Consider the following 23,943-nt stretch of genomic DNA (forward strand, 5'->3'; position numbering starts at 1 on the left):
ATTATCTTACCCGTCACACTCGTGGCGGGAAGGAGTTTTTATGCTTACAGATGTCGTTGATCTGTCGCGGTTTCAATTCGCAAGTACCGCTCTTTATCACTTTATATTCGTCCCCCTAACTATAGGCCTCTCCTTCTTACTCGCAGTGATGGAATCGCTGTATGTCATGACCAACAAAACCATCTACAAGGACATGACCAAGTTCTGGGGTAAGTTGTTTGGTATTAACTTTGCTGTCGGTGTTGCTACCGGCTTAACCATGGAATTCCAGTTCGGTACTAACTGGGCTTATTACTCGCATTACGTAGGCGATATCTTTGGCGCTCCGCTGGCCATTGAAGCCTTGATTGCGTTTTTCTTGGAATCAACCTTAGTCGGTATGTTCTTCTTCGGTTGGGACAAGCTTTCTAAGCGTCAGCACTTATCGGTAACGTGGTTGACGGCGTTGGGTTCGAACTTCTCTGGTCTGTGGATTCTGATGGCCAATGGCTGGATGCAAAACCCAGTGGGCGCAGAGTTTAACTTCGAAACCATGCGTATGGAGATGACAGACTTCGTCGAAGTGATCTTCAACCCAGTGACTCAAGTGAAGTTCGTACATACCGTTGCGGCAGGTTACACAACCGGCGCGCTATTTATCATGGGTATCAGTGCTTACTACATGCTTAAAGGGCGTGATTTACCGTTCGCTCGTCGTTCATTTGCAGTAGCAAGTGCTTTTGGTATGGCTGCGATTGTGTCGACAGTGATGCTAGGCGATGAATCTGGTTATGAATTGGGTGATGTTCAACAGGTGAAGCTAGCGGCTATTGAAGCTGAATGGTACACAGAAGAAGCCCCTGCCTCATTCACACTGTTCGGCTTCCCGAATCAAGAAACCATGGAAACGGACTACGCGATTAAGATCCCTTATGTGATGGGTATTATCGCAACGCGATCTTTGGATACGCCAGTTGTCGGCATTCGTGATCTATTGGCAAAGAATGAAGAACGTGTTCGCAGCGGTATCTTAGCTTATGGGCTATTAGAAAAACTGCGTTCTGGTGATAAATCACAACAAAATATCGATGATTTTGAATCGGTTAAACATGATTTAGGTTATGGATTACTGGTTAAGAAATACAGCGATAACGTAGTGGATGCAACAGAGCAACAGATCAAACAAGCAGCCAAAGACACAATCCCCACGGTTGCCCCTCTGTTCTGGAGCTTCCGCATCATGGTGGTGTGTGGCGTCTTGATGTTTGCCATCATTGGTCTTTCATTCGTACAAATTTGTCGTCGTAAGATTGGTACCAACCGTTGGTTACTGAAAGCAACAATATGCGCGATTCCACTACCTTGGATTGCCTGTGAAGCCGGTTGGTTTGTTGCGGAATACGGTCGTCAGCCTTGGGCTATTGGTGAAATTCTGCCAGTAAACATGGCGGCTTCTAATCTACCCGCTTCAAGTTTATGGATCTCTATCGGATTGGTTTACTTGTTCTACACCGCATTCCTGATTGTAGAAATGTTCCTGATGGTTAAGTTTGCAAAAATGGGCCCGAGCGCACTGAAAACGGGTCGCTATCACCATGAGCAATCAAACCAAGATCTAGCCATTACAGGTGAGCAAAGCGCACCGCGTCAGCTAGATAAAACTATCGACCTTCATTAAGGAATTCAGATGTTTGATTACGAAAATCTTCGCCTGTTTACATGGGCAGTTATTGGCGTGTTGTTGATCGGTTTTATCATTACCGATGGTTTCGACATGGGCGTTGCGGCGTTGCTCCCTGTTCTAGGGAAGTCAGAAGTTGACCGACGAATCATGATTAACTCGATTGCCCCTCACTGGGATGGCAACCAAGTATGGTTGGTTACCGCGGGTGGCGCTATCTTTGCGATATGGCCTGCAATCTACGCGGCTGCGTTCTCCGGGTTCTATTTAGCCATGATTATCGTGTTGGCGACCTTGTGGTTAAGACCGCTCGGTATGGATTACCGCGCTAAAATCGACAACCCACAATGGAAGAAAGCGTGTGATATTGCACTTATCGTCAGTGGCTTCATTCCTCCGGTTATCTTTGGTGTTGGTTTCGGTAACTTGATGATTGGTGTTCCGTTTGAATTTAACGAATTGCTAATGATGTCATACCAAGGTGGTTTCTGGGATCTACTCACGCCTTTCCCACTGCTATGTGGCTTGGTGAGCTTGGCGATGGTTGTCACGCAAGGCGCGGCATTCCTACAGATGAAAACGACGGGTGATTTAAAACAACGCGCGCAGAAAGTGATCGTATGCATGGCGCTTGTCACTGTCGGACTGTTTATTGTTGGTGGGATATACGCGTATACACTTCCGGGTTACCTGATTACTAGCCCAGTTGTGACTGATGGTGTTTCAAACCCGTTGCTAAAACATGTCATGAAGTTTGATGACTTACTGTTACATAACTACGAAAACTATCCAGTACTTTGGGGAATCCCTGCTCTAGGCATCATCGGAATGCTGAGTTGTGCAGTGATGACTCGACTTAACCGCGCTGGTTTGGCCTTCGCTTCGTCGAGCTTATCGATAGCAAGCATCATAACGACAGCGGGCGTTGCCCTATTCCCAATGATCATGCCATCTAGCTTGATGCCATCGCACAGCTTAACGCTGTGGGACGGAACATCGAGTGAGTTAACACTGAGCATTATCTCGGTTGTGGCAGTTATCGTGGTGCCAATTATTTTGGGTTACACAATCTGGTGTTACTACAAAATGTTCGGTCGACTAGACAGCCAATACATTCACGATAACAGCTCGTCACTGTATTAATTAAAGATGAAATAGGAGGATAACCTATGTGGTATTTATGTTGGGTACTGGGCGTATTACTCGCCTGCGCGTTTGGAATCATTAATGCGCTGTGGTTAGAGCACACCGACTTTCTCGATGAACAAAACGAACAAAATTGATCGGTAAAGTTACTAACAACTGTTAACTCGATAGTAAGCTAACTACTTAAAATAACTGAAAGTCCTCACTTAATGCGATGCCTGCGATTTCAAAGATCGCCGACATGAGTGTTAATGAGGACTTTTTCTTTTCGCATCTAATCTCATGTGCTTAACCTCATCTTACCCAGCTAACTAGACTCTTCAAATTACTAAGTTAATCGTTAAGTTGGTTCATATCATCGATTAAGTTGCTTTCCCCACCAACCGACCTTGCTTTAACAATCCTATAGGCTATTAGTTACATATCCATCATTTAAATGTATCTAATAACTATTAAGCATAGATGGACATGAAACGTCATCGGCTAAAGGGAGTTAACCATGAACAATCCATCAGAACCTCAGCATCGTTTGCTGTCTCTTTCTATTCGCAGTAAGTTTATTTTAATCAACCTCACCCTGTTTATTTCTGTTTTTATCTATGCCATCTACGAGCAGTTCAGCTTAGACAAATTGGAATCATTGGAGATCGCTGCAACCGAAAACCTCAGAAGCTCAGTCGATTTATTAACGCTTAGGCGACATGAGAAAGACTTCTTGTCTCGCCACGATCAAAAATACGCAGAGCGTTTCGATAAAACCGCTGACACATTGAATCAAAGATTGGTGACGTTGAACCAAACCCTAACCTCGCACGAGCTTCACCTGACCGATCAAATGACCAAGATCTCCGATACCCTTCATCAATATCAGAAACAGTTCCACCAGATCGTTAATCAAGTGAATGACATCGAACGCACCACCCCACCTTTGGGCTTTGTCGCAGTTCTCGATGGAAAAAGAACAGCGCTAAAATCAGCAATCGAATCAGAATCAAGTTTGGCACTGGAACTTGCGTTGTTAGAGCTGATTGAAAAAGACTTCCATTACCTCGCACATATTAATGGCCAAACGAATGCGGCGTTAACTAATGCTCTTGTTGAGTTTGAACCCTACTCCCAAACTTCGATTGCGACTGAACAAGCCTATTCCGAATATAAGGCTGCGATTGAAACTCTGTTGGTTGCTAACAGCAATCTAGGTTTGTCTTCAGAGTTGGGGCTTAGAGGCGCCTTACGTAGCAATGTTCATCAAACGGAACAAGCCATTGAAGAAGTGCAGAATGAGATAAGCCAAGCGATTACAGCGGCAGTTAGAAACACACAAAACATGTTACATCTGTTTGGTGCAGCTATCGTCGCTCTGCTTTCTCTGTTATTGGTATTCATCGGTCGCAACATCCTGGGTCGTATCAAAGCGATAAACGTGATGATGGAGTCTATTGCAAATGGAGATGGAGACTTAACCGTCAGAATGAACGCCAAAGGTAACGACGAGCTCGCTCAACTTGCCCACTCGTTCGATACCTTCATCGATAAACTGCACGGTAACATCAAAGAGCTATCCGGCGTGATGACGGTGCTGACAGACAGTTCATGCAGCTCTGAAGAAGCGGCAGTCAAAAGCATGAGCAATGCAGAGAAACAAAAGCAGCAATCTGAATCGGTAGCGACGGCAGTTAACGAGTTAGTGATGACCAGTAATGAGGTGACGGCGAACATCGAAAATGCCGCAACCAATGCCGAGAAGATCAAAGAAAATGCCCATCAAGCGCTACAAAAAACACAATCAACCAACGACAGTATTAATGTTTTGGTAGAAAACATCGCAGAGTCTCAGGATCTCATCGTTCAGCTTGAAGAACAGAGCCGTGAAATCAATCAGGTGGTGACGACCATTCAAGGTATTGCTGAGCAAACTAACCTATTGGCACTTAATGCTGCGATTGAAGCAGCGCGTGCTGGCGATCATGGACGAGGTTTCGCTGTGGTTGCCTCGGAAGTACGACAGCTTTCGTTAATGACTAACGACTCAACCCATCAAATAGAATCAACGATTCATGGTTTAACCACTGGGATAGACAAGACCGTTGCTAAGATGACAGCGAGCTTAGAACAAACTGAGCTGGTGAAAAGCCAAACCAAAGACGTGGTGAATGCGATAGAAGGAATACACTTCCAAGTTGGCGAGATGTTCGACTTAAACAGTCAGATCTCAACAGCGTCCGAAGAGCAATCGATGGTTTCGGTTGAGATTGACCGAAACATTACGGATATCGCTCACCTTGCCAGTGATACCTATACCGTGGTTTCTGGATCAGTACGTTGCAGTGAACAAGTCTCGAGCGTGAGTGTGAAGCTAGAGAAGATTGTCGCGCAGTTTAAGTACTAGTGATTAACGATTGACGATTGACGATTGACGCAAGCTAGTTGATTTATGTGGTATAGAAAAACAAAAGGCCTCTATCTGATTGCTAAGATAGAGGCCTTTCTAATTTTGAATACGTACTAACGTGTTATTACGTATTAGCTCTTGCTACACGGTATTAGCCGCGAGCTTTCAAGAACTCAGCGTAAGTACTGCGGAAATCGTTGATCTTGCCATCTTTGATTTCAAGGATACGAGTTGCAAGCGAGTCTACGAATACACGGTCGTGAGATACGAAGAACAAGGTGCCTTTGTAGTTCTCAAGAGCCAAGTTAAGCGCTTCGATAGATTCCATATCCATGTGGTTTGTTGGCTCATCCATTAGCAGGATGTTTGGTTTATGCATCATGATCTTACCAAGAAGCATACGACCTTGCTCACCACCAGAGATAACCTTTACAGATTTCTTAATGTCGTCTTGACCAAATAGCATACGACCTAGGAAGCCACGAACAACTTGCTCGTCTTCGCCTTCTTGGCGCCATTGGCTCATCCAATCAAACAGGTTCATGTCTGTCTCGAAATCGTGTGCGTGATCTTGAGCATAGTAACCGATGTTTGAGTTTTCAGACCACTTGTACTCACCAGTGCGAGGCTCAAGAGCGCCCGCTAGTGTGTTAAGTAGTGTTGTTTTACCCACACCGTTCTCACCGATGATAGCAACACGCTCACCTACTTCGAAAATACCGTCGAACTTGTTGTATAGGTCTTCTTCAAAACCTTGAGATAGGTTTTCAACCACAAGTGCGTTACGGAATAGCTCTTTAGACTGTTCGAAACGGATGAATGGGTTTTGACGGCTAGACGCTTTAACTTCGTCTAGTTGGATCTTATCGATCTGCTTAGCACGAGACGTTGCTTGCTTCGCTTTAGATGCGTTAGCAGAGAAACGAGATACGAACGTTTGAAGTTCAGCAATTTGTGCTTTCTTCTTAGCGTTGTCAGACAATAGACGCTCACGAGCTTGAGTCGCAGCCGTCATGTACTCATCGTAGTTACCTGGGAATAGACGAAGTTCGCCGTAATCAAGGTCAGCCATGTGTGTACAAACAGAGTTCAGGAAGTGACGGTCGTGCGAAATGATGATCATTGTGCAGTTACGTTGGTTTAGCGTATCTTCCAACCACTTGATGGTGTCCATGTCCAGGTTGTTCGTTGGTTCGTCAAGAAGCATGATATGCGGGTCTGCAAACAGTACTTGAGACAATAGAACACGAAGTTTCCAACCCGGTGCTACTTCGCTCATCAGACCGAAGTGCATTGATTCTTCAATACCTACCGCTAGAAGAAGCTCACCAGCTTTCGCTTCTGCCATGTAGCCGTCCATTTCAGCGAACTGAACTTCAAGGTCAGCCACTTTCATGCCGTCTTCTTCGCTCATTTCTGGCAAAGAGTAAATGCGGTCACGCTCTTGCTTAATAGCCCAAAGCTCTTTGTGACCCATGATAACCGTGTCGATTACCGTGAATTCTTCGTAAGCAAATTGGTCTTGGTTTAGCTTAGCAACGCGCTCGTTTGGATCGTAGCTTACGTTACCAGCACTAGGCTCAAGTTCACCAGATAGGATCTTCATGAACGTCGATTTACCACAGCCATTCGCGCCGATTAAACCGTAGCGGTTGCCTTCGCCGAACTTAACTGAAATATTTTCGAAAAGTGGCTTAGCGCCGAATTGTTGGGTGATATTTGCTGTGGAGATCAATGCCATTACCTTTTTAATGTGAAAAACGCCGCAACGTTACTTGTTCAGGGCTTTAACTGCAAGTATTGATTGCAATTACTGGCCATTAAGTGAGTGATAACCTAGCCAAATCATAGTTTGAGCTGACTCACCTTTTTGATTTTCTATTTATCGCCGAAAAGTCGTCGATTTTAAGGAAAAACAAAATATCGAACAGCGCCCTATAATGGGCGGTATATAACGTCCCAAATCATGCCAACCATTGAATATATCGTATGCTGATTGGTCACAGTAAAACTAACCCGATCAAAGCAACAACATACATAGGCAAGACTAGCCTAATCCCTGACAATTTTATGACAAAATCAGCCGAAACGGGAATAAAGTACTCGCCCCCGACACGGGGTTGGATTTCACAAAGTCAGATTATCTAACTATAGTAATCCTAACCTCATAATTCTAAGAGACTTTTATGCGTTCACTATCGCGCTTCTTAATCCTCACTTTGGCCATTCTCTCTTGGCCCAGTCATGCCAACCTGGAATATGACTTACAATCTCAACCGCAGGTATCTGATTCTGCTATTGACCTCGATGATCGAATTGATTCGTTACCCGATCCCCTCTTTATGGAGCCGTCGGACAGACGCCAAGTCAATATATTGCTCACTGAAGTGCTACAAGTTCAAAAGCAGGAAATCAAAACCTTCGAGCAACAGTTAAAAGCCTACAGAGCGAACAACGACGCCGAACAATGGTTTGCCGTTCAAACCAGCTACGTCACTTTGAATAGCTTGAATGTAAGCAAGCAACACCTGTTAGAGCAGACGAACTCCGCTAATAAAGAGCGTCTAACCGGTTTTGGCCCTTACGGCGTAACTCAATTTAAACAAGAGTGGGAATTAACCAAGCTCAACATTGAGTATCTTGTTTACTTCCAGATTCGTAGCTTTAAAGCGCTCGTTAAAGACATCTTTATTTCGCCAGTGCCTGTGATTGGCGCATCGTTAAAAGTGTTGTTTATCTATTTTGGTTTAGCGTGGTGGCTTGCCAACAGCACTCGCTTGATTGAGTTGTTCAGAATTAATTTTCTTGAAGCGAAAACGAACCCTCCTTTCTTAGTACGTGTGATCTGGTATATCAGCCGCGCTGATCGTGCGATTGCTTGGTTAATCGCGATTACGCTTTCTCTAAGAGTGCTCTCCAGCATCCCTAGCCTACAACACCTGATTTTCCTTGAGATCTTCACCTGGTGGATTCTAGGTGGTTCGATTGCCATCAGCTTTATTTTGGAATTTGCGTATCGTTTGGGTCGCACATCCAATCAAGAAGTGATTGCGCTGCGCCTATCGACTATTCGCCGTTATGTATGGAGCTTCATTGTTGCGGGTGTGACCCTTCAGATATCGAGCATCACGCTAGGAAAAGGGACTATCTATAGCTGGATCTACAGCGCCCTATTTTTCTGGTTTGTACTGGTTACCATTTCAGTGCTTAGATTATGGCGCGCGAAAGTCTTCGATACGTTGCAACACATCTCCGATCGTCCGGTATGGGTGAATTGGGCGGTAAACCGTAAGGAAACTTTCCTACTTAATATATTAGCAACGGCAATTGGCATCGTATGGTTGAGCGTGTACAGCTTCCAACACCGCATCATGGCCTTGCTATCTAATTACACGCTGTTTAGCCAAGCTTTGGCTTATCTATTTCGAATCGAAGTGGCTAAGCAGTCTGACCTTGATAAAAACCAACAAAACTTGGTTCGAATTAAAGGCGATCAAACCTATGAGTACATCCTACCGGGTAATATCGACAGCACGCTGATTGATTACGCCGGTGATGAGGTTAAGCAACTGTCTCGCTACTTGATGTCGGACAGCCCTGCTATCTGTATTGTTTCAGGCGAGCGTGGTGTGGGCGCAACAACGCTGCTTTATACCCTGCTGCACAAAGTCTCTAACGCTGAACCTGTCTACGTAAGTTGCCCTTACGCAGGTTATCAAGAGCTGTTAGCGCATCTAGCGGTGAGCATCGGCTTGGAAGATAAAGCAACTGAGATTCAGATCTTGGCGCATCTTCGCAAAAGCAAGACCACGTACTTGATTGCGATCGATAATGCACAACGTCTAGTTAAGCCAATGGTTGGCGGCCTGTCTGATTTGATTCGTTTAACCAACCTACTGCGCCGTTCTAAAAAGAACCACCGTATCGTCATTTCGATTGCTAAATCGAGCTGGCGATTTGTCGATCGAGCGCGTGGTGAACGTCTGCTGTTTGATTTGGTGTGTTTTCTGCCACGTTGGACAGAGAAACAAGTCGGTGAGCTTCTGAATAGCCGTATCAATACAGAGCTTGAGAAGCCGCTGTCGTTTGATGGTTTAGTGGTGCCTAAACAGTGGGACCAAGATGACATGAGCGAAGAAGATCGCGCACGCCAAGGCTTCTACCGAATCTTGTGGCACTACTCTGATGGTAACCCTACCGTTGCTCTGCGCTTCTTCCGACTCTCATTGAATCGAAACAAAGATACCGATCAAGCCGTGGTGCGCTTGTTCCATGTTCCAGAAGCACAGGAACTAGAAAACATGCCAAAACCTATGCTGGCTGTGCTTCGTTCTATCGTGCAGTTGGAAATCGCGTCTCCGGAAGTCTTGTCTGATTGTACGCAGCTAAGCACCGCAGAGATAACCGGCATTCTGCGTTACTTTGAAAGCCGTGGTTATATTGGTTGGCATGAAGAAAAGGCTCGAATTTCCGAGCACTGGTTCCGCCATATTACTAACGTTCTCGACCGTCAACATCTACTGGTGAAGTAAAATGAAGAAGTTATTTATCCTACTATTTGTTGGCTTGGCAAGTGCTGTCAGTTTCCCGACCTTTGCGACGGAAGAGTTAGCCAATGTAGAAAACATCTCAAAGATAGCGAGCCTAGTGCGATGGAGCGGCGTGTTCTTCTCCATGATCGTTATTGCTGCGATGTGGTTGCTGCTTAAGTTCATCAACTCAATGGTGACCAGTTTTGGTAGCCAATTCGTGCAATATCGAATGCTGCTACAGAAACTGCAGTCGTTTACTCAGTTCTTTATCTACGTGAGCACCGGTCTTATCGTGTTCATGATGAGCTTTAGAATCAACGACCAAATACTGGCTTTGATTGGTGGTACCCTCGCCGTGTCAGTCGGCTTTGCGCTTAAAGATTTGGCAGCTTCATTCATCGCGGGTATCACTGTGATGATTGATAGACCCTTTCAAGTTGGTGACCGCGTCACGTTCGAAGGAAACTACGGCGATATCATTACCATTGGTTTGCGTTCAGTGCGAATGAGAACCCTGAATGACGACATCATTACCATTCCGAACAACAAGTTCTTAAATGAAGTGACCACCAGTGGTAACTACGGTGCGTTGGACATGCAGGTGGTGATTCCGTTTTACGTTGGTATGGATGAAGACATCACCCTAGCCCGTGACCTGATTCAAGAAGCGGCGTCTTCAAGTCGTTATATCCACTTACCGAAACCTGTAACGGTTTTGGTTAAACAGACGATTACCGATAACTACCTAGCGATACAGCTAACTTGTAAGGCTTATGTTGTGGATACTGCGTATGAGAAGCTGTTTGAAACCGACATTACTTTGCGTGTGATGAAAGAGTTTAAGAAGCACAACATCAACCCACCGAAGATTTCAGTGGCGGCGCATTAGGTTTGTGCTTTAGACGTTTATTTCTGATAGCAAATGACTTGCCATAAATAGAAACACCTCCGAACTTATCTCGAGTGCGGAGGTGTTTTTTTATTAGCTTTTTATCTTCAAGCTAATGTTCGTATTGATGCTATACCTTAAAGTATTTCAATTGCTCAGTAAGGTGTTCTGTAGTGTTCGCCATTTTCTGACTGTCTTCTGCGAGTGATTGTGAGGCCTGCAGTACCTCATTTGCAGCGAGATGAATCCCAGTGACACTTTCACTCATTTCAGTGGCTACCGTGCTTTGCTGCTCTGAGGCTGCGGCGATCTGCGCGACCATGTCGTTGGCGTTATGCAGTTCATTCACAATCACATCGAGTTGCTGGCGAGTCTCGTTAGACGCGATAACGCTGTGATCAACCTTCTCGTTACTGCTTTGCATTGCCTTAAAGGTGCGTTCTGCTTGTTGAGTCAGTTTCTCAATCGTGGATTGCACTTCGTTAGTTGAATTCTGAGTGCGGCTAGCAAGGTTGCGGACTTCATCAGCAACCACTGCGAATCCTCTGCCTTGCTCTCCTGCTCGAGCCGCTTCGATTGCTGCGTTGAGCGCTAACAAGTTCGTTTGTTCTGATACATCACGAATCACACCAACGACTTGGCTTATTTCAGTCACGCCTGATTGCAGATCTCTGACTAAGTTGTTCGCGGTCGAAATGTTCTCTGAAACCTGAGATATAGTCTCAGACGTTACCTGCATGTTTTGGTCGTTCTGGTTTGCGTGGTCGACAACCTTATTGGTGCTAGCCGCGGTATTTTCGGCATTCACAGCGACATCAGAAATGGTTGCGCTCATTTCTGTCATTGCGGTAGATAGTAATTCAAGCTGTGCATGTTGTGAGTTAACACTGGTTGCTGCTTCTTCACTGGCTTGAGCAATGTGGCTCGCCATGTTGCTGGACAAATCCGCCGATTCATTGGCTGTACGAAGCGTGCTTTGCAGTTTGTCGAGCATGGTATCAATTTGCTGACTCATATCGCCCAGTTCATCTTTTCGTGTCATGTTCATGCGTACACGAAGATCGCCATCGGCGATTTTGTGGGTGTTGTCGATAAGCTTGTTAAGCGGCACTAGGATGTTATTTGAAATTGCGTAACCCATCGCAAACAACAAGCCTGACAATACGACCGCAACCAATCCCTCTTTGAGCGCCAATGCATAGAACGCCTCTTGGATGTCCGCAACTAGGATTCCCGAGCCAACAATCCAATTCCACTCTGGGAACAGTTGTACGTAGGAGATCTTGTCTTTGAGTTCACCTTGCGGGCTCATCCATTGGTAATCAAGAAAGCCTTTCTCTTCTGGAGTACGAGAAATGGTGACCATCTCACGCCAGTGGTGTTTACCCGCACCATCTTTAAAATTACCCGCGTTCTTTCCATTGAGTTCAGGTTTTAATGGATGGATAACAACGTTGAGTTGTTGGTTTAAGATCCAGAAGTAATTGGTGGTGTCATAACGAAGAGTTTCGATGGCTTGAAGTGCTTGTTTCTTTGCGACCTCTTCACCGAGCACATTACGTTGGTTGTAATAGTAGCTCGCTAAGCTGACTGCAGTTTCGACTTGAGCACTGAGCTTATCTTGACGCTCTTGCATGGAACTAGCACGTTGCTGCATTAGGTTAAAAGTGGACGCCATTACCAATAGAACAACCGATAAAATGACGATGGAGACGAGTTTTGATTTGATAGATAAGTTACTTAATTTCATAGCTGGCTGACTTTATTATTTGTTTTGATTATGTATTTTCGGCCAAGGTATCAAAATTTCGTACAGTTCAGATGATATGCATCAAGATCGAAAGATATACACTGTGTTACATAGCCAAATAGAGGTACTCGTCAAACCGACAGAGGTTGAGATTTGGTTTGCGATAGATTATTAGTGCGGGATTTTCGTGCTTGGGCTAAAACGTTCGTGTAATAGCCCAAGCGCGTTAGAAGTATTATCAGATGATAATGTCGGTGAATTAGTTCTTAGAACTTATAAGTTTGATACTAGCAATTGAGGTGTCGCTTTCTGTTGAAGATAGATACTAAAGCAACTTCCCTTACCTACCTCCGATTCAACTCGGATCTCGCCGCCAGTTTGGCTCAAGATACTTTGAGAAACGGATAAGCCTAAGCCCGTACCATCACGTTTGGTGGTATAAAAAGGCGAGAAAATGCGTTTCAATTGTTCTTCCTTAATACCGCAGCCTTCATCTTGAACATGAACGATAGCGCCATGAGACACACCATTTTCAACCCAGTCTTCACTCGAAATGGTTAACGTGCCCTGACCATCCATTGCATGAATCGCGTTCATTTGTAGGTTAACCAGAATCTGTAGCAATTGATTTCGGTTCACTTCGACTGATGTTTTAGCATTCAGTTGTGATACGTACACAATGCCTTTCTTCTTCGCGCCTGTTTTTACGAGCGTAATACTTTCATCGACAATTGGGTTGATATGTTGCCACGTAATTTCGTCTTGTACGCCACCGTGACGGCTGTACTGGAGCAGGCTTCGTGTAATGTTTCGAATTCGATCAATCTGCTCCATGATCGCGTGGACTTCTTCGTCTACGCGGCTCACTTCATCGCCCAGTTCAAACTTCATCAATTCAACGTTGCCAAGAATCACGGCGGTTGGGTTATTGATCTCATGAGCAATACCCGCCGTTAATTCACCTAATGCGGCGAGTTTTTCATTGACCACCAGCTTATCTCTGGCTTGATTGAGAAGCTTGATGTGCAGTTCGAGTTCTTCGGTTTTCTCTTTCAAACTCGCGGTACGAGAATGCACTTTGCACTCTAGTTCAGACGCCGCTTGTTGAATCTCTTGATTACGCTCGTGCAGTAGATCCAACATCTTGTCGAACTGTTTAGCGAGTAACGTTAGTTCGTGTTGATCATCCAAACCTAGCGTACCAATTCGTTTGTCTTGCCCCATCTGGACTAGCTTGACGACTTTATGAATGCGTTCAATTGGGTTGAAAAGATCACGTGCGCCACGGTGAACGATCAAACCTGATGCCAACAACAGCAACACAATGGTAATGCTGATTTCGCCAAGGTTGGTCAAGTAAGTTTCTATCAGCGGCCAAATCAAATAACCGGTGTAAAGCATGCCAATCACATTATTAAACTGGTCATGGATTGGTTGGTAAGCTGTGATGTACCAAGCATCGTAAACATACGCTCGATCTAGCCACTCTTTACCTTCATTCAAGACTTTTGAGTGAACCTCATGAGAAACACGCGTACCAATGGCGCGCCCTACACTGTCTTCACTGCTCAAAGGCACGTTGGTGCTGACACGAAGATCATCAAGGAAGACTGTGACCGTCCCTATATGACGATTAAAACCTTCTCGTTGTGGGTAGATAAGGTTACTGATTTGGTCGACAAGTTGAGTGCTGTTGTTCAGTAAGATCCCACCATCCAGAAAACCAATCACATGATCATGTTCATCTTTGATGGATACAACGGTTCGGCTTACCAATCCGCGGGTCTCAACTTCTTGCCCATTGAGCATCGGAACTTCCGCTTTTTTAGCGAGGTCACGATCGAGATAATCGAGTTCATTACGGCTTAAGACACTGAAAAACGAAGACTTGTGAGTTAAGTTTAGATATTCGAGTTTCTTCTCCATACTCTCGACACTGCGCCAACGCAGAAAATCGAGCTCATAGCGAGATTTGTTCTCAGACACCCAGCGAGTTAGCTCTTCGTGTGAAAGATCACTCGCAAGTTTGGTTCGAAAGTTATAAGACTCGGCAAACGCACGAACGTTGTATGCTTGCTGATTTTGGATCAGGTGAATACTGTTATCGGCAACATCCAAACGCTCATCGACATCAATCAGAGCGCCCTGCCACGTGTAATGTATTGACCAATACAGTGTGATAGCCACAAGCGCGCACAAGGTCAAAATTATCGGAGCTGATGTTAGGAATAATAGGCGGTAGCGAACCATGGTTTTGAATCGGAACGCCCACTTTGACCACCAACGACGTCTAATCGGCATATTCAGAGCCTTCTGTGTTCCAATCTTTGTACTTACGCTCGAGCGTTTTACGTGCCACGCCAAGATCTCTTGCAGCTGCCGATTTGTTGCCATCATGGAAACTAACAAGCTGTTCTATATGAGATTTTTCTACTTCTTTGAGTGTCCAAGTGTTTGGATAACCCTCGGCAGCGTCTGCGTTATTCAAGTTTGGCATTTCTGCACCATGTGACACCGTCACTGAAATACTAGCAGGAACAGGATCACCATTAATCTCTCGCCAATAGTGTGCTGGTGGCTTGTCTAAAAGAATGCATCGTTCGACTAAGTTTTTAAGCTCACGAATGTTCCCTGGCCATTCGTATTCGTTCATCGCCAAGATATCTTCATGTGCCCAATTTGGAACAGGCATGCCAAGCTCGCTCGATAAAAGACGAGTAAAGTATGGAACAAGTTCAATCAGGTCTGACGGGCGCTCTCTCAATGGCACTACATCAATCTTAAGTACATTGAGTCGGTAGAACAGATCACGGCGGAAGTGCCCTTTATCGACCTCTTCTTGAAGGTTTCGGTTGGTCGCCGCCACCACTCGTACGTCGACGGAAATTTCCTTCTCGCTACCGACAGGGCGAATGGTTCTTTGCTCTAACACGCGTAATAACGCAGCTTGCATTGGCAGTGGCATTTCACCGATCTCATCAAGGAACAAAGTGCCGCCACTTGCGACTCGGAAAAGACCTTCACGGTTTTTCTTCGCACCAGTAAATGCGCCTGATGTATGTCCAAACAGTTCACTTTCTAGAAGTTCTGGAGCAATCGCGCCACAGTTGATTGGCACAAATGGACCTGTGCGTTTACTGGCTTCATGTACACCACGAGCAACCAGCTCTTTACCTGTACCCGACTCACCTTCTATCAAAACGGAAGCTCGAGACGGCGCAAATTGACTGATCAGCAATTTAAGTTGTTTGGTCTTGTCTGAATTGCCAATCAGTTCGGTCTTGATATGACGACTAACATCACGCTTCAACGCGTACTGCATTCTTTGGTCGAGTCGCTTATCCATACAACGCAGCACCGCTTGTATCATCTGTTCGAGGTTGAACGGCTTAAGAATAAAATCTGAAGCACCAAGCTTAAGCGCAGATATGGTCATCTCTAGATCGGCATAACCCGTCATAAAAATCACATCGGCGCGTTTGTCGGTGTCGTTAAACGCCTCTTCCCACTCAATGCCCGAGCGGCCTGGTAGGTTGATATCAAGGACAATTAGATCAAAATGTTCGCTCGAACGCAGTGTTTCAGCCTCTTCAACCGACCCTGCGCTCGATACCTTGCCAAAGAACTTACCCAGTGCTTTCTTTAAGATAGCCTGCATACCCAATTCATCATCGACCACCAAAACGGAAAACGCCTGATACTGAGTCAATGTGTTCGGGTTGAGATTGGATGCAGATGAACTAGGTAAAGACATAATGATTAGCCGGTGAGGAAAGTTGGGACAGAGTGTACCAATTAACCTTTTGTCCAACAGGGACAATGTGCGACATTTTGTCCTAGCTCATGTTTTGATTCATTTTAACGGGGTAAATGACGCAATTTTGTCCGAAATAACAGCAATTTAATGAAATCTGATGCATGATTTGTTGGCATTAAGATTGCTAGTAAGGTGTAGATTTCTAATTACAACAATTAGCGTCTTATGCACATGCCCTTCTTTGAGCCCTTTAAAACTGAAGGCATGTCATTCATTTATAACAGAATGGACATAATAATAATGAAAGCAATTCCCCTAACTATTGCAGCTCTATCTATCGTCAGTTACACGGCTAGCAGCGCGGAAGACACCACTCATATTAAGTTGGCGACAACCACAAGTACTTATCACTCTGGTCTACTGGACTACTTATTGCCTGAGTTCGAAAAGGATTCTGGTATCAAGGTTGATGTTCTTGCCGCTGGTACAGGTAAATCACTTCGCATGGGTGAAAATGGTGACGTTGATTTGGTGATGACTCACGCACCAAAGGCTGAAGCGAATTTCGTAGAACAAGGTTACGGCGTTTTACCTCGTAAGCTTATGTATAACGACTTTGTCATCGTTGGCCCACAAAGCGACCCTGCAAAAATTGAATCTCAAAAAGCAGTGGCAGATGTGTTCAAAGCGATCGCGACTAATAACGTGACGTTTGTGTCTCGTGGCGACGACTCTGGTACTCATAAGAAAGAGATGGGTATTTGGGCGCAAACTAAAATCGAACCAAACTTTGGTGGTTACCGCAGTGTTGGTCAAGGCATGGGCCCTACTCTGAACATGGCGTCAGAGATGCAAGGTTACACCATGACAGACCGTGGTACTTGGTTGGCTTACCAAAACAAACTGGATCTAAAAATCCTTTTCCAAGGTGACAAGAACCTCTTCAACCCTTACCAAGTGATTCTGGTTAATCCTGAGCGCTACCCAAGCATTAACTACCAAGCAGCGAAAGTATTCAGTGATTGGTTAGTTAACCCTAAAGGTCAGAAACTGATTAACGACTTTAAACTGCATGGAAAACAACTGTTTGTTGCAAGCGCAGAATAGTTTGTTGTAAGTGAACTGTCGTTTTCTGTAAGTAAAAGTAGCGCTAAGGGTTCAACCCGAATCAATTAGCGCTACGCTTAACTAAACAGTTAACGAAGCACCTAAGCAATGTCGTTTTAAAAACTGTCTTGGTTTAACAACAGATCACTATAAAGCTGTCTCGCTTTAATAACGTTCACGCTTAACAACACATTCATGCTTAGAAACACAATCATGCTTAAGAGCAATAGCTGACCAATACACACTCAAATAGTTTGGGTCAGCTATGATTAACATCAGTTATTACCGATAAAACCTATTATCGATTTACACGAGATACTTCATGACCCTATGGCAAACAACGATTGATGCAATGAATCTACTTGTGAGTTTTGACCACGAATTGTGGAAAATCGTCGCGGTATCCTTCAGCGTATCTTTGTCCGCCATCTCATTGGTGATTGTTCCTGCAATCCTTATGGCTTTCTTATTGGCTTATACCGAGTTCCCCGGGAAATGGGCTTTGCTTTCAGTGATCAACACCCTGCAAGCGATCCCTACTGTGGTGATCGGTTTGTTGATGTACATGATGCTTTCTCGCTCTGGCCCGTTAGGTGACTGGCAATTGCTGTTCACCCAAAAGGCGATGATTCTAGGTCAGATGGTGATCTGTTTCCCTATCCTAGTTGCGATGATGCATGGCGCTCTGCAGGCCAGTGACCGCCGAGCCGTAGAAACAGCGCGCACACTTGGTGTATCAACAACACGCGTGGCGTGTACCTTAATTTGGGAAACACGTTTTCCTCTGTTGGCTGCAACCATTGCTGCCTTCTCTCGTATCGTGACAGAGGTCGGTTGTTCAATGATGGTCGGTGGCAACATTATGGGGATGACGAGAAACATCCCAACAGCTATCGCCATGGAAAGCCACAAAGGCGCATTTGCTCAAGGTGTCGCCCTCGGTATGGTGTTATTAGCATTGGCATTAGCCCTTAACTTTTTCCTTTCCAGTGTGAGAGGAAAAGGCTATTTAAGAACTTAGGAACGCTGTCATGAGTATAAAAATAACAACGCAGCAAATTTCAATGCGCTACAAAGAGCGTGTTTTGTTCCACATTCCCGAATTGTCGATCGGCCCCAACGATGCCATTTATCTCAAGGGAGACAATGGTGTTGGTAAAACGACCCTACTTAAAATATTGTCTGGATTAATTCAGCCGAGCTCTGGCCGTATTCAGTCTCCAACACAGAGCTGGCAGCAGAAGTTATTCCCACGGCTCAAGTTCAAAGACATCATCTACCTGCATCAAACCCCCTATCTTTTTGATGGCTCGGTGTACCAAAATGTCGCTTATGGCATTCGCTTTAACAAAGAGAGCCAAAAAGATAAGCGAGCTCAAATAATTAATGCATTGAGAATGGTAGGTTTAGAAACCTTGGCAGATGAGCACATTTCTGTGTTGTCTGGCGGTGAGCGTCAACGCGTAGCAATGGCTCGAGCTTGGATTCTTAAGCCTTCAATCTTGCTTATGGATGAACCAAGTGCTTCTTTAGACAAAGAATCTATTGAAAGATTGGTGATTATGGCCGAAGATCTTCTTCAGAGAGGCGCGAGTTTAGTCATCACCAGTCACCAAACTAACGCGTTAACCGATTTATGTAAGAAGCAGTGGTGGATCAAAGACAATACTTTGACCGAATCCCCGCTTCTGCAAGTTATTCAGAAAGATAAAGCACAAGAGAATATTTATGCTGCTTCCAACGCAAACTAGTTGGGTTATTCTGGCTGGCGGACAGGCCAGCCGTATGGGCGGAAAAGATAAAGGACTCGTTGAGCTCAACGGTTCTCCGCTTATTCAATACGTTATAAACAAGCTGTCACAACAAGATGTCAGCATCACTATCAATGCCAATCGTAACTTAGACAGTTATAAAGCATTTGCTCCGGTTGTTTCCGATTCTTTCCCTGACTACCCAGGTCCATTGGGTGGCATTCATGCTGGCCTTAAAAACTCGAACACCGACTGGGTTGGCTTCGTCCCTTGCGACAGCCCGCAAATCAGTGACGACCTTGTAGAGCGTTTTTGTTCTGCAGTTAAAGAAGACAGCGACATTCTTGTCGCGCATGATGGCGAATTTAAGCAACCTGTATTCACCCTATTCCACAAACGTGTTCTACCAAAGTTAGAAGCGTTTTTGGAACGTGGTGATCGTAAAATCATCTTGCTATACAAAGAGTGTGTTACCGAATACGTTGATTTCAGCGATTCTCCTAACTGCTTTGTTAATCTCAACACGCCAGAAGAACTCACCCAATTCGGAACGCTTCAATAATGAAAGATTCTAAACAACGCCCTAACCTTCCTTTATTGGGCTTTGCTGCTTATAGCGGTACAGGCAAAACGACCGTACTTGAAGCCCTGCTTCCTCTGTTGACTGATGCGGGTTTAAAAGTTGGCGTGTTAAAACATGCTCACCACGATTTTGATGTCGATAAGCCGGGCAAAGACAGTTACCGTCTACGTAAAGCGGGCGCAAACCAAATGTTGATCGCTTCTCGTAATCGTCACGTGATGATGACAGAAACACCAGAAGCCGAAGCAGATTTTGATTACCTGCTGACTCGATTTGATACCAACACGCTTGATCTGATTTTGGTTGAAGGCTGTAAGAACATCGCCTTCCCTAAAATTGAACTGCACCGAGATGAAGTGGGCAAACCTTGGTTGTACCCGAACGATAACAACATTATTGCTATCGCGGCAGACAGCCAAGTTGAATCAGAACTGCCACAAATGGCGATCAGCGATTTAGAAGCGATTCGTGATTTCATCATCGATTACGCGCAGTCCTTTGACCTTGCCTCTACAACAGGCAAAGTCGTGTCATGCTCACCTTCAAAAGACGCAGCGCCCGCAGTATGTTGTGACTCGTTCTCTCCTGCAGGTTTAACCGTTACTCAAGGCCAACAAAAGATTGTTGATAGCATTGACGCGCTTGATCTCACAGAGAGTGTTGAATTACTGCAAGGCTACGGCCGCGTGCTGGCTGAAGATGTGATTTCGCCAATCAACGTTCCTCAGAATACCAACTCTGCAATGGACGGTTATGCGATACGTAGTGAAGATCTAGAATTGGACAGCTACAACATCGTTGCTGAAGTCATGGCGGGTCACAGCTACGAGCAAATTGTTCAACAAGGTGAAGCGGTTAAGATCATGACCGGCGCACCAATGCCAGAAGGCGTTGATGTTGTCGTGATGCGTGAACAAGCCGTCCAAGATGGCGATAAAGTGAGCTTCCCTGATGCTAAAATCTCGGTTGGACAAAATGTCCGCATGGCAGGTGAAGATTTAGAAATCGGCCAACCTGTCTTTACACGTGGCACACGCATCGAAGCGCCAGAAATGGGCATGATGGCGTCGTTAGGTTTTGGTACCTGCCCTGTTCTGCGTAAAGTGAAAGTGGGTGTGTTCTCTACGGGTGATGAAGTTCAAGCGCCGGGTAGCGAACAAAAACCAAACTCTATCTACGACTCGAACCGTTTTACTATTATCGGCATGCTTCAAAAGCTTGGCTGTGACATCGTCGATTACGGCATCATTGAAGATGACGAACAAAAGATGATGGATGTACTGCACTCTGCGTCGCTTGAAACCGATATGGTTTTGACTTCTGGTGGTGTGTCTGTTGGTGATGCGGATTACATCAAGCTTGCGTTAGATAAACTGGGCGAAATCAACTTCTGGCGTATCAACATGCGTCCAGGTCGCCCACTGGCTTACGGTAAAATTGAAAACAAACCGTTCTTTGGTTTGCCGGGTAACCCTGTTGCTGTGATGGTGTCGTTCATTAACTTTGTTGAGCCTGCGATCCGCAAGCTTCAAGGTCAAACGAACTGGACGCCAGTGAAAGCAAATGCTGTAGCGACGGAACAACTGCGCTCACGCCAAGGCCGTACTGAGTTCAGCCGTGGTGTGTTCTCGATGAATGAATCCGGCGTGCTCGAAGTGAAAACAACGGGTAAGCAAGGTTCAGGTATTCTGCGCTCAATGAGCGAAGCGAACTGCTTAATCGAGATCTCACCTGCGGTTGATACCGTGAAAGTTGGCGAGACAGTGACGATCATTCCTCTGCAAGGTCGCGTTTAACTCAAAACAAACACCTAAATTGACTTAGAAGCTTTTTAATTGATTTGGAAGATCTTCGCCAAAACATAAACGAAGCCCCTATACAGATTTTTTGATGTTAGGGGCTTTTTGTTCTTTTCGCTTCGAGAAAAACAACCTGTTCGTTTCCTAAGAGACAAATAGCTTAAATTACGCTAAACGTTTAGAACGATATTCTTAAGATTTCTTACCATTACCTTGAGCCACGTACGGTTTTTATGTAGAGTGCGCGCAAAGTAATAATTCTATTGGAGAGCACCATGGCTCGTACCATTCTGTACACTTACAAAGACGAAGACAAAGAGTTACTGTTTTCAAAACAAGAACACCGCACGATCCAAGAAGCCGTTGCTGCAGCTGAAGGCATCGACATCTCTGAGTATCTAAAAACTGAGCAACAGCTTGAGTTGATTTCTGATACTAAAGCGGTTCGCAACTACCAAGACAACTACTTCCGCAAGCTTGGCTTTACTAAGCTTACGTTGAAGCAAAAAGACAACCTTGGTGTTGGTAAAAAGAAGAAGTAAGCCCTCTTGGCTCTTTTCTTAATATGCCGTTTCTAGCTTTTCGTTTGTAGCTAACAGCTAAAGAAACGAAAACACCGAACAATAAAAAATGCCGCAACCTCTTTCGAGATTGCGGCATTTTTATTTGTACTTTTTAACTATCTAACCTTAGCTAGCTTAACTTAAGTCACGATTACTTAATGTTAAGGAATGCAGCACCACGAACGCCGCCTGAATCACCGTGCTTCGCTTTGATGATCTTTGGACATTTCGCTACAGACAGTAGGTATTTAGGGATACGCTTTGGCATCTCTTCGTAGATAAGTTCGAAGTTTGAAAGACCGCCGCCCAATGCAACTACGTGAGGGTCAAGACCGGTAAACAGGTTCGCGAAACAGATAGCCAATAGCTCCATGAAACGATCAACGTGCTCAGCCGCTTTTGCTTCACCTTCGTTGTACGCTTGAATGATCTCAATCGCTTTCTTTTTCTCACCGAAGTAGTGTTCATAAATCAGCTCAAAGCCACGACCTGATAGGTAGCTGTCTAGACAACCTTTCTTGCCACAACCACAACCTAGTAGCGGTGCGTTATCGCCAAGGTGGAACCAAGCATCAATAGGAAGACGCATGTGGCCTAGCTCACCTGCAACGTGGTTACGACCAGAGAACACTTTACCTTCGTAAACTAAACCGCCACCGAAGCCAGTACCTAGAATTAGGCCTGCTACTGATGGTTCGTCTTTAAGTTCGTCATCCCACGCTTCTGAAAGCGCAAAACAGTTCGCATCATTTTCAATTTTTACACTACGACCAATAAGCGCTTCTAGGTCTTTACGTAGTGGTTTCCCCGTTGAAGCTGGCACGTTAACAACCAGCATCGTGCCGTCGTCAGCATCTTCCATACCAGGAAGACCAAGACCAATTTTACCTTCGCAAGAAAATTCACTGTCGTACTTCTTCACCAAACCGGCAATCGTATCAAGTAGCAGTTGATAATCTTCAGTAGGCGTTGGTACGCGTTCTGTTGCTACTCGCTCAAGTTTTTCATTGAACGCACCAAATTCAATTTTTGTGCCGCCAACATCGAAGCCGTAATACATGAAATCTCTCCAATTTTTCCCTAAATTCGGGCAAATAAATTTTTCAAATTAAACATCTAGGAAGCATTATCCATAACACTCCCCCTACAAACCGTGATAGATAACAAACTTATCTCGTGTTCGAATCTGTTTGAACAACAAGTCAGCACAAAGCGGTTAAAGGTTAGAGTGACGTCTCATTTTTAGTGTGCTCTATGAAAGCGTTCAGGCTTGGTTTGGTTGGGTCGGACTTATAACGCGTCTTACTTAGCATGTAGCTTTCGCGAAATGTCTCAAACCACAGCTGTAAAGTCTGAGCGCCCTGCTCTTCACCAGCCTGTTTCAAAACCAAGCTCGCTACTTCTGCAGTCGAGAGATGTTGTTCGTTGTCTGACTTACGCATCATATATTGCGAAACCGATTCTGGTTCAATCGACAACACCGGTAAGTCTTGCAGATACTCAGAACGACGGAAGATACGTCGCGCTTCACGCCAACTGCCATCAATGAAGATCAGCAGCAACGTCTTGTTCGAATCTCGCATCTCACCAAGGTCAGTAACCACGCGCGATTTGTCATCGGTATAATCTTCAGGAAAGACCACGACTGGCTGATATTTATCGTCTTTCAGCACATCAAGCATCTCTTGATTCGGTTCAGTGCGGTGCCAAAGGTAGGCATAGCTGTCTTTAACGGTATCAAGAATTAAACGGCCGGTATTACTTGGCTTAAGTATTTCATTGTCCGATAAGATCAACATGGTCGCGACGTTCGTATTTACGTCTGGTTGATGTTCACAGATACAGCTGTCTTGTTTGATTTTACAGAACTCACATCGAACCACTTTACACCCGCGCGCGTTAAACGGCTTGGTAGAAAGAGACAAACGGTGTTGATATAAACGGTGAAAAGCGTGGATTCTCATGGACAATAACGATAAATCTAGAAAAGTGGCACGATTGTACTTACAGTGTC

At 45.0% G+C, this 23,943-nt stretch carries 18 protein-coding genes; 12 read left to right on the plus strand and 6 right to left on the minus strand.

Annotated features, from left to right (window positions below):
- The first annotated feature begins 40 nt into the window (after window positions 1-40).
- The 4 genes from OCV20_RS08065 (at window position 41) to OCV20_RS08080 (ending at window position 5,195) form a co-directional block, all read left to right on the plus strand.
- Complete coding sequence (locus tag OCV20_RS08065; RefSeq protein ID WP_086774442.1) at window positions 41-1,657, plus strand: cytochrome ubiquinol oxidase subunit I; 1,617 nt, start codon at window positions 41-43, stop codon at window positions 1,655-1,657.
- A 9-nt stretch (window positions 1,658-1,666) separates the two neighbouring features.
- The gene (gene cydB, locus OCV20_RS08070; protein ID WP_050052530.1) at window positions 1,667-2,803 is read left to right on the plus strand and encodes a cytochrome d ubiquinol oxidase subunit II; all 1,137 of its coding nucleotides are present in this window, start codon (window positions 1,667-1,669) and stop codon (window positions 2,801-2,803) included.
- 26 nt (window positions 2,804-2,829) lie between these two features.
- The gene (gene cydX / locus OCV20_RS08075; protein WP_004733754.1) at window positions 2,830-2,943 is read left to right on the plus strand and encodes a cytochrome bd-I oxidase subunit CydX; all 114 of its coding nucleotides are present in this window, start codon (window positions 2,830-2,832) and stop codon (window positions 2,941-2,943) included.
- Window positions 2,944-3,305: 362 nt separating this feature from the next.
- Entirely contained in the window at window positions 3,306-5,195 is a 1,890-nt protein-coding gene (locus tag OCV20_RS08080) for a methyl-accepting chemotaxis protein (RefSeq protein ID WP_086774443.1), read from the plus strand.
- A gap of 154 nt (window positions 5,196-5,349) precedes the next feature.
- On the opposite strand, the gene OCV20_RS08085 is transcribed toward OCV20_RS08080, so the two are convergent.
- Entirely contained in the window at window positions 5,350-6,933 is a 1,584-nt protein-coding gene (locus OCV20_RS08085) for an ABC-F family ATPase (protein ID WP_086774447.1), read from the minus strand.
- A 451-nt stretch (window positions 6,934-7,384) separates the two neighbouring features.
- Here OCV20_RS08085 and OCV20_RS08090 point away from each other — a divergent pair, with 451 nt between their 5' ends.
- On the plus strand, window positions 7,385-9,730 hold the full coding sequence (locus OCV20_RS08090) for an ATP-binding protein (protein WP_086774444.1): 2,346 nt from the start codon (window positions 7,385-7,387) through the stop codon (window positions 9,728-9,730).
- A 1-nt stretch (window position 9,731) separates the two neighbouring features.
- Window positions 9,732-10,619, plus strand: coding sequence for a mechanosensitive ion channel family protein (locus tag OCV20_RS08095; RefSeq protein ID WP_048612067.1), 888 nt, complete (start codon window positions 9,732-9,734; stop codon window positions 10,617-10,619).
- A gap of 130 nt (window positions 10,620-10,749) precedes the next feature.
- On the opposite strand, the gene OCV20_RS08100 is transcribed toward OCV20_RS08095, so the two are convergent.
- The 3 genes from OCV20_RS08100 to OCV20_RS08110 all read right to left on the minus strand — a co-directional run bounded on the left by OCV20_RS08100 (window position 10,750) and on the right by OCV20_RS08110 (window position 16,123).
- Window positions 10,750-12,369 carry a methyl-accepting chemotaxis protein gene (locus tag OCV20_RS08100; protein WP_086774445.1) on the minus strand — a complete coding sequence of 540 codons (1,620 nt, stop codon included), beginning with the start codon at window positions 12,367-12,369 and terminating at the stop codon, window positions 10,750-10,752.
- Between the two features lie 273 nt (window positions 12,370-12,642).
- Window positions 12,643-14,670 (minus strand): sensor histidine kinase, encoded by a 2,028-nt coding sequence (locus OCV20_RS08105; RefSeq protein WP_261881437.1) that lies wholly within the window; start codon window positions 14,668-14,670, stop codon window positions 12,643-12,645.
- Entirely contained in the window at window positions 14,660-16,123 is a 1,464-nt protein-coding gene (locus OCV20_RS08110) for a sigma-54-dependent transcriptional regulator (protein ID WP_048612064.1), read from the minus strand. Before OCV20_RS08110 ends, OCV20_RS08105 begins: the two co-directional genes overlap by 11 nt.
- Before the next feature lie 303 nt (window positions 16,124-16,426).
- Here OCV20_RS08110 and OCV20_RS08115 point away from each other — a divergent pair, with 303 nt between their 5' ends.
- The 6 genes from OCV20_RS08115 to OCV20_RS08140 all read left to right on the plus strand — a co-directional run bounded on the left by OCV20_RS08115 (window position 16,427) and on the right by OCV20_RS08140 (window position 21,908).
- Window positions 16,427-17,233, plus strand: a complete 807-nt coding sequence (locus tag OCV20_RS08115) for an ABC transporter substrate-binding protein (RefSeq protein ID WP_048611020.1) — start codon at window positions 16,427-16,429, stop codon at window positions 17,231-17,233.
- A 322-nt stretch (window positions 17,234-17,555) separates the two neighbouring features.
- Entirely contained in the window at window positions 17,556-18,254 is a 699-nt protein-coding gene (locus OCV20_RS08120) for an ABC transporter permease (RefSeq protein ID WP_017067174.1), read from the plus strand.
- Between the two features lie 10 nt (window positions 18,255-18,264).
- Window positions 18,265-18,984 (plus strand): energy-coupling factor ABC transporter ATP-binding protein, encoded by a 720-nt coding sequence (locus tag OCV20_RS08125; RefSeq protein ID WP_048611022.1) that lies wholly within the window; start codon window positions 18,265-18,267, stop codon window positions 18,982-18,984.
- Window positions 18,962-19,546, plus strand: a complete 585-nt coding sequence (mobA, locus tag OCV20_RS08130) for a molybdenum cofactor guanylyltransferase MobA (RefSeq protein ID WP_086775137.1) — start codon at window positions 18,962-18,964, stop codon at window positions 19,544-19,546. The genes OCV20_RS08125 and mobA overlap by 23 nt, the downstream gene beginning before the upstream one ends.
- Window positions 19,546-21,363: a bifunctional molybdopterin-guanine dinucleotide biosynthesis adaptor protein MobB/molybdopterin molybdotransferase MoeA gene (locus OCV20_RS08135; protein WP_086775138.1), complete on the plus strand. Its 1,818-nt coding sequence runs from the start codon at window positions 19,546-19,548 to the stop codon at window positions 21,361-21,363. The genes mobA and OCV20_RS08135 overlap by 1 nt, the downstream gene beginning before the upstream one ends.
- Before the next feature lie 278 nt (window positions 21,364-21,641).
- The gene (locus OCV20_RS08140; RefSeq protein ID WP_017063882.1) at window positions 21,642-21,908 is read left to right on the plus strand and encodes a DUF2960 family protein; all 267 of its coding nucleotides are present in this window, start codon (window positions 21,642-21,644) and stop codon (window positions 21,906-21,908) included.
- A 172-nt stretch (window positions 21,909-22,080) separates the two neighbouring features.
- Here the strand turns inward: OCV20_RS08140 and nagK are convergent, their stop codons facing one another.
- Window positions 22,081-22,989: an N-acetylglucosamine kinase gene (gene nagK, locus OCV20_RS08145; protein ID WP_017068179.1), complete on the minus strand. Its 909-nt coding sequence runs from the start codon at window positions 22,987-22,989 to the stop codon at window positions 22,081-22,083.
- A 163-nt stretch (window positions 22,990-23,152) separates the two neighbouring features.
- Complete coding sequence (locus tag OCV20_RS08150; protein WP_084703188.1) at window positions 23,153-23,899, minus strand: tRNA-uridine aminocarboxypropyltransferase; 747 nt, start codon at window positions 23,897-23,899, stop codon at window positions 23,153-23,155.
- Window positions 23,900-23,943 lie beyond the last annotated feature (44 nt).

This window comes from Vibrio coralliirubri (assembly GCF_024347375.1).
Taxonomy (GTDB): domain Bacteria; phylum Pseudomonadota; class Gammaproteobacteria; order Enterobacterales; family Vibrionaceae; genus Vibrio; species Vibrio coralliirubri.

Coding starts and splice junctions, on each gene's coding strand:
- OCV20_RS08080 (WP_086774443.1), top strand. CDS start 3,306: ATGAACAATCCATCAGAACCTCAGCATCGTTTGCTGTCTCTTTCTATT.
- OCV20_RS08105 (WP_261881437.1), bottom strand. CDS start 14,670: ATGCCGATTAGACGTCGTTGGTGGTCAAAGTGGGCGTTCCGATTCAAA.
- OCV20_RS08100 (WP_086774445.1), bottom strand. CDS start 12,369: ATGAAATTAAGTAACTTATCTATCAAATCAAAACTCGTCTCCATCGTC.
- nagK (WP_017068179.1), bottom strand. CDS start 22,989: ATGTATTACGGCTTCGATGTTGGCGGCACAAAAATTGAATTTGGTGCG.
- cydX (WP_004733754.1), top strand. CDS start 2,830: ATGTGGTATTTATGTTGGGTACTGGGCGTATTACTCGCCTGCGCGTTT.
- OCV20_RS08120 (WP_017067174.1), top strand. CDS start 17,556: ATGACCCTATGGCAAACAACGATTGATGCAATGAATCTACTTGTGAGT.
- OCV20_RS08115 (WP_048611020.1), top strand. CDS start 16,427: ATGAAAGCAATTCCCCTAACTATTGCAGCTCTATCTATCGTCAGTTAC.
- OCV20_RS08090 (WP_086774444.1), top strand. CDS start 7,385: ATGCGTTCACTATCGCGCTTCTTAATCCTCACTTTGGCCATTCTCTCT.
- OCV20_RS08110 (WP_048612064.1), bottom strand. CDS start 16,123: ATGTCTTTACCTAGTTCATCTGCATCCAATCTCAACCCGAACACATTG.
- OCV20_RS08135 (WP_086775138.1), top strand. CDS start 19,546: ATGAAAGATTCTAAACAACGCCCTAACCTTCCTTTATTGGGCTTTGCT.
- mobA (WP_086775137.1), top strand. CDS start 18,962: ATGCTGCTTCCAACGCAAACTAGTTGGGTTATTCTGGCTGGCGGACAG.
- OCV20_RS08140 (WP_017063882.1), top strand. CDS start 21,642: ATGGCTCGTACCATTCTGTACACTTACAAAGACGAAGACAAAGAGTTA.
- OCV20_RS08065 (WP_086774442.1), top strand. CDS start 41: ATGCTTACAGATGTCGTTGATCTGTCGCGGTTTCAATTCGCAAGTACC.
- cydB (WP_050052530.1), top strand. CDS start 1,667: ATGTTTGATTACGAAAATCTTCGCCTGTTTACATGGGCAGTTATTGGC.
- OCV20_RS08125 (WP_048611022.1), top strand. CDS start 18,265: ATGAGTATAAAAATAACAACGCAGCAAATTTCAATGCGCTACAAAGAG.
- OCV20_RS08095 (WP_048612067.1), top strand. CDS start 9,732: ATGAAGAAGTTATTTATCCTACTATTTGTTGGCTTGGCAAGTGCTGTC.